The following is a 10610-nucleotide window of genomic DNA, read 5'->3' as shown; positions in this document are numbered from 1 at the left end:
CGGAGAGGCGGACGCCGCGCTCGCCCACGCGGGTGTCCAGACCCTGCGGCAGCCCGCCGACGAACTCCTCGAGCTGCGCCGTCCGCAGCACCTCGCGCACGCGCCCGTGGTCGACCTCGGCCGCCGGCACCCCGAAGGCGACGTTCGCGGCGACGGTCGCGTCCAGGAGGAACACGTCCTGCGGCACCACGCCGAGCCCCGCGTACCAGGCCGCCGGATCCTCGTCGATCGGCCGCCCGCCGCAGAGGATCCGGCCGCTCGTGGGCGGGAGCAGGCCGAGGACCAGGTCGAGGAGGGTGCTCTTGCCGGCGCCGCTGGATCCGACGAAGGCGGTCGTGGCGTTCCGCTGGATCACCAGGGAGACGTCCCGCACGACGTCCACGTCGGAGTCGGCGTAGCGGTAGGTGACGTGCTCGAGCGCGATGTCGCCGGAGTAGCGGCCGCCCGGCCCGGGCGTCTCGTCGTGCGCCCCCTCGGAGGCGAGCTCCTCGGCCGCCTCGGAGACGATCCGCAGGCCCGCCTGCCCGCTGCGCACGATCGCGAAGGTGGCCGAGACGCGGTTGAGGGTCGGCAGGGCGCGGAGGGAGGCGGCCGCGAAGACGCCCAGGACGGAGAGCGCCTCGGCGCCGGAGCCGGTGGCGACGAGGATCCCCGAGACGCCCACGACGGCGACGACGAAGCCGATCTCGAGCAGGTACTTCGGCAGCTCCGAGACGAGCGAGAGGGAGCGCAGAGCCTGGGCGCTGCGGCGCTTGGCCCCGCTGAAGCCGGCGACCAGGCTCGCCGCGCTCGACGTGAGGCGCGCCTCGCGGAACCCGTCGAGCGAGGGGAGCAGGAACTGCCACGACTCCAGCGCCGCCTCCGCCATCTCCTCGCCGATCCGGCCCTGCCGCCGCCGCAGGAGCGCCTGGACGCCGCCGAGCAGCACCGCGAAGAAGACGGCCGCGAACAGGGTCGCGACCGGCGAGGCGACCAGCAGGATCGCCACGATCGCGACGAGCACCAGCAGGTCGGAGGCGATGCCGATCACGCCGAGCAGCACGCCGGCCGCCTGCGCGCTGGCGTCGTTGATGGTCCGGTACACCTCGGCGAGGCGCCGGGAGCGGTGGACGGCGTAGGGCGCGAGGACGTACCGCCGGAGCAGCTCCGTCGCAGCGTCGGCCGATATCCGCGTGGTGCGGCCGAGCAGCCACCACCGGAAGACGATCGTCCCGGCGCTCTTGAGCACGAAGACGACCGCGACGAAGCCGGCGATGATCGGGAGGAGGGTCTGGACGTCCGTCGAGCCGAGGACGCCGGAGAGGACGCCGAGCGCGCCCGTGGTGGTGTCGGTCCCGGTGAGCAGCGCCATGAGCGGCACCATCGCGGCGACGCCCAGGGTGTCGAGGACCGCGAGCGCGAGGGAGCCCGCGACGGCGGCGGTGATCCAGCCCGGAGAGGCGGCGCCGGCCAGCGAGAGGAGGGTGCGCAGCCCCGGCCGCAGGGACCCGCCGCTCACGCCGCCACCCCCTCGTACACGGCGGCGATCCCGCCGCACATGGCGGCGACGTCCCGCACGGCGCGAGGAGCCGCGGCCCTCGACGCCTGCCGCTCCAGCGCCGCGGCCACCGCCTCCGGGTCGTCGGCGTCGACCAGCGAGTCCCGCTCGACGATCTCGGGGTTCCCGCCCACCGCGGAGGCGACCACGCCGATCCCGCGGGCGGCCGCGTCGAGCAGCGTGTAGGAGCAGTTCTCCCAGACCGAGAGCTGGGCGACGACGTCCGCCGCGGCGAGCGCCGCCTCCGGATCGGCGAAGCCGGGGAACGACACGGCGTCGCCGAGGCCGAGCCGCTCGGCCCGGGCGCGCAGGGTGCCGTCGAGCGGACCCTCGCCGGCGACGGTCAGCGTGGCGCCGGGGACGCGCCGGCGCAGCACCGCGAAGGCCTCGAGCAGCGCGTCCAGGCGCTTCTCCGGCGCCAGGCGCGCGAGCGAGAGGACCCGGAGCGACCCGGGCTCCCCCGGCTCGCGGTCGCGGGGCGCGGCGTCGACTCCGTTCAGCACGACCTGCACCGGCAGGCTCGGCCGCCACTTCTCGATCATGGTGCGGCGGGTGGCCTCCGAGACGGCGATCGCGCCGTGGAACGACCGCAGCCGCGCGTGGTGCGCCGCCGCGGTCGTCCGCGCCCGCAGTGCGGTGCGGTGGTAGACGTCGGGCCCGGCGATGCCGTGCTCCGTCGTGACGCGGCGGACCCCGCGGGGCAGCGGGGTCGCCGCGGTCACGAGGTCGGCGTGGGCGAGGTGGGAGTGGACGACCGCCGGGCGGAGAGCCGCCGCGGTCGCGCGCAGGGTCGCCACGGAGGCGGCGGCGCCGGCGGACGCTCCGAAGCGCCCGGTCGTCACGGCCGAGCCCTGCTCCCGCAGCCGCTCGGCGAGTGCTCCCTCCGGGCAGAGCACGACGAGGCGGTGGCCGGGGATCCCGTGCCGGGCGGCGTCGAGGACGTGGCGGGCCACCCCGCCGAACTCGCCGACCGGCACCGCCCAGAGCGCGAGCGGGGTCACAGCCACTCCTCCAGCCGCTCGAGCGCGGTCCAGAAGCCCTCGCCGCTGTTCACGTGCCCCTGCCAGATCTCGGGGATGAACGGCACCCCGGGCGCCAGCTCGTCGAGCGACGCCGCGAAGTCCGGCCAGTCGATCTCGCCCTCGCCGATCTGCACCCCCTCGCCGTCGACACCCGTCGCGTCGACGAGGTGCAGGTGCGCGCTGAGCGGAGCGAGCAGCGTCACCGCCTCCGAGAAGGCGAGCCCGAGGTGGTTCGCTGCGAGCTTGGTGTGCGAGGCGTCGAGGCAGAGCGGCGTGCCGGTCGCGGCCGCGAACTCGGCGGTGTCGCGCGGGTCCACGAAGAGGTTGTGGAACTGCTGCCCGCCCATGAGCCACGGGTAGGGCGGGAGGGTCTGCGCCAGCACGCGGACGCCGCTCGCGTCGATCCGCTCGACGGCGTCGGCGACGCGCTCGTAGAGGGGAGCGCGCTGATCCGGAGCCACGTGCGCGTGCCGGGTGAAGCCGCCCATCGTGACGACCATCATCGGGTCCTCCTCCTGGCGGAACCAGCGCGCGAGGCTCCGGGTGGTCTCGACGGTGCGCTGCACCTCCGCGATCGAGCGCTCCCACACGTCATCGTCGAAGGAGGCGAGGTCGACGAGGAAGTCGCCCGCGAACAGGTCCGGCAGGTGGGTGGTGAAGCCGGAGTCGAGGCGGCGGGTGAACACGTCGTCCGGCTCGATCTCGAGGTCGCGGTACGAGAAGTGGAACTCGAGGAAGTCGGCGTTCGACTCCGCGGCGAGCGCCGCGTGGTCGTGGTACCGCACCGGCAGGCCCCAGGGGCGGCGGAACCGGAACGGCCGGCCGGACGGCGTGCTCTCGCGCAGGTCGCCGGCGAAGAAGAACCCGCCCTCCTCGACGTCGCGGTGGAGGGCGCGGCCGAGCAGCTGCGGCAGCTCGTTGGGCTGGAGGCCCCGGCCGGGGCTGCGGACGACGACGTCGGCGGCGCGCACCACGTCCCCGATCGACAGGTCGCGGGAGGCGACCAGCGACTTCGCGAGCGAGACGCGGTTCATCGACTCCCCCGTCGAGACCGATCGGGCGTCGCGCGTGCCGAGCGAGTCCTCGATGTCGCGGATCTCGCCGACCATGCGGCGGAACTCGTCCGGGAGCAGGGACACCGTGTGGTCGTTGCCCTCCATCCCCCGGTCGACCGTGAAGTGCTTCTCGACGATGCGGGCCCCGCGGGCGACCGCGGCGACGGGGACGTGCCAGCCCCGCTCGTGGCCGGAGTAGCCGACGACGCCGCCGCCGATCTCGGCGAGCCGGTCGAGGTAGGCGAGGTTGAGGTCGCGGTAGGGCGCCGGGTACGTCGACTGGGTGTGCAGCAGGGCGAAGGAGGTGCCGAGCGAGCGCAGCAGCGCGACCGACTCGAGGATCTCGGACTCGCGGGACATCCCGGTGCTGAGCAGCAGGGGCAGCCCCCGGGTGCCGGCGTCCTCGATCAGGCCGTGGTTGGTGAGGTCCGCCGAGGCGATCTTGAGGCCCGGGATCCCGTAGTCGACGAGGGCCTGCACGCTCGGGGCGTCCCACGGGGTGCAGAGGACGTCGATCCCGGCCTCGGCCGCGTGGTCGAAGACCCGGAGGAGCGGCTCGGCGGGCAGCGAGAAGCGGCGCAGGAGGTCGATCGTGTACTGGGCGCCGAGGTCCTCCCCCGCGGTGGCCCCGCCGGCGCGCCGGTAGAGGGAGTCGAGGTCGCGCAGCTGGAACTTCACCGCGTCGGCGCCCGCCTCGACCGCGAGGTCGACCAGCCGCCGCGCCAGATCGACCGAGCCGTTGTGGTTGTTGCCGATCTCCGCGATCAGGAAGGCCGGGTGGCCGTCGCCCACCTCGTGGCGGCCGATCCGCAGCGCCCGGTCGCCCTCGACCGCGATCGCGACGAGGTGCCCGCGATCGTCGACGAGCGGGAGGTGGCTGATCCCGTCGCGGCCGAGCCGGGCGGCGATCGCGGTGGCCGGCTCGTCCGCTCCCGCCGTGCGGACGGCGGTGTTCGCGACGGCGAGGGCCGGGACGTCGAGGGAGGCCGTCGGGTTCGCGATGATCCAGCGGCGGAAGTCGCCGTCGGACACCGACCCGCGGAGGATCCCGTGCCCGTCGACGCAGAAGACGATCCGCTGCTTGTTCGCGTTGATCTTGGCCAGCGCGGTGAGCACCGGGTCCTCGGCGAAGACGATGAACGGGGCGAGGTGCCGGTCGATGATCATGCGCCGCCTCCCGCCGACAGGCCGAGGAGGGTCTGCTCGACCACCGCGAGGTCCGCCTCGGTGTCGATGTCCCCGCCCTCCGCCTCGTCCATGACGAACAGGCCGACCCGGCCGCCGATCCGGTTGCGCTCGCGCTCGTAGACCTCGGTGCGGGTGAGGTAGAGGGACCCGGTCTCGCGGTAGAAGAAGTCGGCCTCGGCGAGGTCCTGGCGCCGCGGCCGGGCCGTGACGTCGTACTGCGGCACGGAGGCGCCCTCCTGCAGCCGCCAGAGGAACGGCGTCTGCGGGACGACGCCCACCAGCGAGTCGACCCCCGTCGAGGCGAACTGCTCGAGCGCGCGGGCGAGGGTGCCCGGGAGCCGGATCGGCGAGGTCGCCTGGAGGAGCATCACCGCGTCCGGGCGGCGCCCCAGCGCGGCCCGGTGCTCGATCGCGTGGAGCACGACGGGCTCGGTCGCCGTCTCGTCGCGCGCCAGCTCGGCGGGCCGGAGGAACGGCACGTCCGCTCCCGCCCCCTCCGCGATCGCGGCCAGCTCGGGGTCGTCGGTCGACACGAGCACGTCGAGACCGGCGGCGAGCGCCTGCTCGATGCTCCAGACCACCAGCGGGCGGCCCGCGACGGGGCGGGCGTTCTTGCGCGGGACGCCCTTCGAGCCCCCGCGCACGGGGATGACGCAGAGAACGGTCACGGGGTGCCTCCTTCGGCGATGGCGAGTGCCCGGCGGGCGACGGCGACGGCCGGCTCGACGGACGGGACGGGCGGAGCCGCGGTCGGCGTCTCCCCGCCCCAGCGCGCGAGCCGGTACCGGCTCCAGAACTCGAGCACCCAGGCGGGCGGGTCCTCGCAGACGACCCACGCGGGGATCCCGGCGGCCGCGGCCTCGAGGACCCCGGTCGAGAAGATCGAGGCGACCGGCCGGGCCTGCGCGGCGAGGTCGCCGCCGCGGAGCACCCGGATGCCGCGGCGCTCCCACCGCGCGTGCTGCCAGCGCGAGCGGCGGTCGACCTCGGCGGGGTGGGGGCGGTAGTCGGCGCCCGCCTCGCGGCAGAAGCGGGAGGCGGTGGCCGCGGCCGTCCGCCGGGGCAGCTCCGCGCCGTGCAGCTGGCCGAGGAACAGGGGCCGCTCCTCGAGCCGCTCGGGGCGCGGGCGGCGCGACGCGGTCCAGAGCAGCTGGCTGCCGACGACCTCGGTCTCCACGTCGCTGCGGCCGGAGGTCCAGAAGGCCGCGTCCTCCTCCGAGAACGCCAGCAGCGTCGCTCCGGGCGGGAGCGGCGGGGCGGAGGGGGTGAGCAGGCCGTGCTGCACGACCAGGAAGCGGGCGCCGAGGATTCCGGACCAGCGGTGGGCGGCCGCTCCCGCCGCGAGGAAGTGGCCGGTGGCGATCACGGCGCGGAGGCCCCGCAGCTCGGCGGGCGGGTCCGCCTCCGGGTCGACCGGGTGCGCCCTCCAGCGGCCCGGCAGCAGCCCGGACAGCGCGTCGCCGGCTCCGGAGGGAGCGAGGACCGCCGCGGGAGCCCCGCCGAGAGGAGCGAGCGAGGCCGCGGTCGAGGCGAGGGCGCTCGCCGTCGACGCCTCCACCGCGAGCAGGACCGCGGGCCGGTCGCCGCGCACGTGCAGCACCAGGCGGGTCGGCTCGGAGCCCCGCAGCGCCGCCCGGGCGGTGCGCAGCGGGTCGCGGCCGCGCTGCCAGCGGCGCCAGGCCTCCAGGTCGGTCGGGTGCGTCAGCGCCACAGGGCCCTCACCTCCCGCATCCGGTGCACGAAGGTGTGCTCGGCGCCGGTGCGGCGCGCGCCCGCCTCGCGGATGCGCCGCGCCCACGAGGGGTCCGCGCCCGCCCGCCGCACGTGCTCGACGAGCTGGTCGCGCTCCTCGAAGACGAGCACCTCGCTGCCCACCTCGTAGAACTCCGCCACCTCGGGCCGGTCGATCAGGGTCAGCGCCCCGACGCCCGGCGCCTCGAAGGCGCGCATCGAGAGCCCGCCGTGGCCCGCGCCGTGCAGCGCCAGGGTCGCGGTCGAGCCGGCCATCACTCCGTAGTAGCCCGCCCGCGGGACGTCGCGGCGGGCGGGGACGCCGGCCGAGCGCCAGCGGCCGGTGCGCGCCACGTCCCAGGGATGGCGCGACCACTGCCGCCCGTACGCCTCGACCGCGACCCCGCCGGCCGCGAGCTCCCGCAGCACGCGCTCGCGCTCGGGGTAGCGGGCGCCGACGAAGGTCACCGCGGAGGAGGGGCGGGGGCGGAAGGAGAGGAGGGAGTCGAAGGCGTCGGGCAGGTGCCCGGCCGGAACCCCCGCGCGGACGAGCTCGGCGACGTCGGCGACGGAGTAGCTGACGATCGACACCGCCTCCCCGGCGAGGGAGCGCAGACGGTCGACGGGGTGCCCCATGTTGCGGAGCTCGTCGTAGAGCCAGAGCACCACGGGGACGCCGGCGCGGCCGATCTCCTCCCACCAGGCGTCGCCGAGGGAGTCGCCCTTCACCACGAGGACGGCCCGGGGCCGGACGGCCCGCAGCGCCGCGATCGCGCGGTCGGTCTCGGCGCGCATCGACGAGCGCCGGAGCCGGCCCCCGGGGAGCCGGTGGCCGAGTGCGTCGCGCACGTGGCCCAGCCCGGTCGCGGCGTCGTAGCGGTGGACGACCACGTCGTCGCCCAGGTGGGCCAGCGCCGATTCGAGCGCCTCCCAGTAGCCGTGGAAGACCGGGCTCACCACGAGCACGGGCCCGCTCACCGGGACGCCGCCTCGGCGGCGGCGACGAGCCGGAGCTCGCGCCGGAGGACGGCCAGCGGGCGCACGTCGCTGCCGGCGGCGGCACGCACCGCGTTGGCGGCGAGGTTCACGGCGGAGGCGGCGCGCAGGGCCGCGGCGAGGGCGGCGGGGCGCCCGCCCCACTTGCGGGCGTAGCGCAGGCGCGAGGCGACCAGCCAGATCAGCCGGCGCGCGGGGTCGGAGGAGCCGCCTCCCGTGTGCTCGGCGACGACGGAGCCGGCGAAGACCGAGGGCACGCCGCGCTCGCGCAGCCGGCGCTGGAGGTCGACCTCCTCGCAGTTCATGTGGAAGGACTCGTCGAACCCGCCGACCGCGCGGAACTCGGCCACCGGCAGCAGCATCACGGCGCCCACCACCCAGTCCACCGGCACCGTCGCGCCCGGGGCGCACCGGGTGTCGTGGCCGACGGCGGCGTGCAGCCGCGGGCGCCAGCGCGCGAGCGGAGTGAGCCACTCCACGACGTAGTGGCGCAGCCGCGGGAAGCGCCGGCCGACCCACTGCCGCTCCCCGCCCGCGTCGACGAGGTCCGGAGCGACGACCGCGGGCAGCCACGGCCGTCCCGCCTCGAGCAGGTCGCGGAGGAAGGAGGGTCCGACGACGAGGTCGCTGTTGAGCACCAGGAGCAGCGGGTGGCGCGCCCGGGCGGCGCCCGTGTTCACCGCGGCGCCGAAGCCGCCGTTCCGCTCGCGCCGCACGACCTCCACTCCGTCGATCCCGGCCGGGAACGGGACCGGGGAGGCGTCGTCGACGACGACGATCTCGAGGGCGGGGGGCGACTCCTGGCTGCGGAGCCGCTCGACGAGGGCGAGCGCGGGCGCGGGGTCGCCGTAGTGCGGGATCACGACGCTCACCCCCTCGGCGGTCACCTCGCGACCGTCTCGGCGGCGCGGTCCCGGCGGAGCGAGCGGCGGGTGCTCCGGACGGTGGCGGCCGGGGGCTCCGCGCCGACGGGCAGAGCACCGAGAGCGGGGAGGATCACCCGGAGCAGGGCGTCGATGTCCTCGACGGCCGCCGCGGCGACGTCCGGTCCGCGCCCGAACGGGTCGGCGAAGTCGTCCTCGGCGCCGTAGGGGGCGGTGTCGTCGGCGAGCAGCCGCAGGAGCGGGACGCCGGGGGCGGCTCCCGCCAGCCGCGCCGCCCGGCGGACCGTGGTGGTGCGGCGCGCGGCGGCCGGGAAGTGGCGGGTGACCCACTCCCGCTGGCCCGCCTCGAACACCAGCACGGGATCGGTGCCGGCGAGCATCCGGCCGTCGGCCTGGCGCGCGCGGTGCCCGGCCGTGGAGAGTCCGCGGGCCCGCAGCGCATCGCTGAGCTCGGGGTCGAGCCCGCGGCCGGCCTCCGCGTGCGTTCCCGCGCTCTCGACCCGCCAGTCGGAGCCGGCGCCGAGCAGGCGCGCCGCGATCAGCTCGGCCGAGGGCGACCGGGCCACGTTCGCATGGCAGAGCAGGAGCAGGCGCCCGCTCATCGAGCCGCCCGGCGGGACGTCTGCGGAGGCAGGGCCCGCGACTCCACCGGGGCGAGCTCGGACCGGCGCGGTGCCGCCGCCGCGCGCTTGCGCCCCGTCGCCGGCTGCGGCTCGGCGTAGTACGCGTTCTTGCGGTCGTAGTAGTAGTACCCGGTGTCGCCGTCACGGGCGGTGACCATGTTGAGCACGGTGCCGAGCACGCGGGCGCGGACCTGCTGGACGATCCGCCGGGCGGCGACCACCTCGGGCCGGTGCGTCTGGTTCGAGGCGACGACGAAGACGACGCCGTCGACGACGGTCGCGACGATGGAGGCGTCGGTGACGGGCAGCACGGGCGGCGCGTCGATGATGACGAAGTAGTCCTTCGAGAGGCGCGCGACCAGGGCGCGCATCGCCTCGGAGCCGAGCATCTCGGACGGGTTCGGCGGGATGTGCCCGGCCGGGAGGGCGTAGAGCCCCGCGGTACCGGTGGGGCGGATCGCGTCGTCCACAGGGATCTGGTGGCTGAGGACCTCGCTGAGGCCGATGGCGCCGTCGATGTCCAGCATCCGCGCCACGGAGGGCCGGCGGAGGTCCGCGTCGACCAGGAGGGTGCGCTGCCCGGACTCCGCGGTGACGCGGGCCAGTCCGGCGGCGATCGTGGACTTGCCCTCGGCCTGGTTGGCGCTGGTGATCACGACGCTGCGCGTCTCCTCGTCGACGCTGGAGAAGCGCAGGCCCGTCCGGAGCGAGCGGAACGCCTCCGCGGTGAGCGCGTCGGTGCCGCGGCGGCCGCCGGTCCGGCCCGGGCGTCCGGCCTTGGGGATGCGCCCGAGGACGCCGACGCCGAAGAGCTCGGTGAGGTCGTCGACGGTCCGCACGCGGATGTCGAGGGCCCGGCGGAGGAAGGCGAGACCGAAGCCGAGCACCAGGCCGCCCAGGGCGCCGAGCAGGATGTTCCGCACCCAGTCGGGGCTCGTCGGGGCGGCGGGCGGCTCCGCGTTCTCGAGCGGGACGACGGTGATCTGCGGTGTGCGGTCGGCGGTGGACTGCGTCTCGATGTCGGTGATGACGGCCGCCAGCGCCGCGAGCGCCCCGTTGGCCAGGGCTGCGGCGTTCTGCGCGGTCCCGGCCGCGGCGGTGACCTCGATCAGGGTGCTGCCCGGAGCGACCCTCGCGGTGAGGCGGCCGCTCAGGGCCTCTCCGCCGGGGTTCGCCTCCGGGTCGGCCTCGATCCGCTCGGAGACGGCGCTGCTCGAGATCAGCGGCAGGTAGGCGTTCGCCCGGGTCACCGCGGTCTGCGACCCGCTGATCGCATCGGCCGAGCTGCCGTCGCTCGCGGCGATCACGAATCCGGCCGAGCTCGACTCGTAGACCTTCGGAGTGAGGAACGAGAAGGCGGCCATCGCCAGAGCTCCGACGAGCACGGCGCCCACGAGGGTCCGCCAGTTCCGCCGGATGAATGCGATGAGATCGACGACAGTCACTGCGCACCTTTCTGCGTGCCGCGCATGCGCCGCACGACGATGCTGAGGTTTCGGTCACGCTAGCAATGCGGAGCGCCTTTCCCTAGGCGGTCCCCGACCCCTCGGGAGGCCCTTTCTGCGAGGATGACG

Annotated in this window: 9 protein-coding genes; all 9 read right to left on the bottom strand. The window is 75.8% G+C overall.

Translation table 11 applies throughout. The annotated features are described in order from the left end of the window. Nucleotides 1-1498 (bottom strand): ABC transporter ATP-binding protein (locus C5C99_RS13330; RefSeq protein WP_146085514.1); only part of this gene is annotated, 1498 nt, incomplete at its 3' end. Next, nucleotides 1495-2538, bottom strand: coding sequence for a glycosyltransferase family 4 protein (locus C5C99_RS13325; RefSeq protein WP_104340228.1), 1044 nt, complete (start codon nt 2536-2538; stop codon nt 1495-1497). The genes C5C99_RS13330 and C5C99_RS13325, both read right to left, overlap by 4 nt. Further along, a complete protein-coding gene (locus C5C99_RS13320) occupies nt 2535-4781 on the bottom strand; it encodes an N-acetylneuraminate synthase family protein (RefSeq protein WP_104340227.1) in 2247 nt (748 codons plus the stop codon). Before C5C99_RS13320 ends, C5C99_RS13325 begins: the two co-directional genes overlap by 4 nt. Continuing rightward, complete coding sequence (locus tag C5C99_RS13315) at nt 4778-5470, bottom strand: cytidylyltransferase domain-containing protein (protein WP_104273571.1); 693 nt, start codon at nt 5468-5470, stop codon at nt 4778-4780. Before C5C99_RS13315 ends, C5C99_RS13320 begins: the two co-directional genes overlap by 4 nt. Then, on the bottom strand, nt 5467-6513 hold the full coding sequence (locus C5C99_RS13310) for a hypothetical protein (protein ID WP_104273572.1): 1047 nt from the start codon (nt 6511-6513) through the stop codon (nt 5467-5469). Before C5C99_RS13310 ends, C5C99_RS13315 begins: the two co-directional genes overlap by 4 nt. Then, on the bottom strand, nt 6504-7511 hold the full coding sequence (locus C5C99_RS13305) for a glycosyltransferase (RefSeq protein ID WP_104263340.1): 1008 nt from the start codon (nt 7509-7511) through the stop codon (nt 6504-6506). Before C5C99_RS13305 ends, C5C99_RS13310 begins: the two co-directional genes overlap by 10 nt. After that, nucleotides 7508-8416, bottom strand: a complete 909-nt coding sequence (locus tag C5C99_RS13300) for a glycosyltransferase family 2 protein (protein ID WP_104297711.1) — start codon at nt 8414-8416, stop codon at nt 7508-7510. The genes C5C99_RS13305 and C5C99_RS13300 overlap by 4 nt, the downstream gene beginning before the upstream one ends. Next, nucleotides 8413-9015: a hypothetical protein gene (locus tag C5C99_RS13295; protein ID WP_104227202.1), complete on the bottom strand. Its 603-nt coding sequence runs from the start codon at nt 9013-9015 to the stop codon at nt 8413-8415. Before C5C99_RS13295 ends, C5C99_RS13300 begins: the two co-directional genes overlap by 4 nt. Next, nucleotides 9012-10481, bottom strand: coding sequence for a polysaccharide biosynthesis tyrosine autokinase (locus tag C5C99_RS13290; protein WP_104247947.1), 1470 nt, complete (start codon nt 10479-10481; stop codon nt 9012-9014). The genes C5C99_RS13295 and C5C99_RS13290 overlap by 4 nt, the downstream gene beginning before the upstream one ends. Nucleotides 10482-10610 lie beyond the last annotated feature (129 nt).

The sequence above is a fragment of the Rathayibacter sp. AY1C4 genome, from assembly GCF_002932195.1.
In the GTDB taxonomy this organism is placed as follows: Bacteria; Actinomycetota; Actinomycetes; order Actinomycetales; family Microbacteriaceae; genus Rathayibacter.
Note: the sequence above shows the minus strand (reverse complement) of the source record. Positions and strands in the feature narration are given on the sequence as shown.

Coding starts and splice junctions, on each gene's coding strand:
- C5C99_RS13320 (WP_104340227.1), bottom strand. CDS start 4,781: ATGATCATCGACCGGCACCTCGCCCCGTTCATCGTCTTCGCCGAGGAC.
- C5C99_RS13295 (WP_104227202.1), bottom strand. CDS start 9,015: ATGAGCGGGCGCCTGCTCCTGCTCTGCCATGCGAACGTGGCCCGGTCG.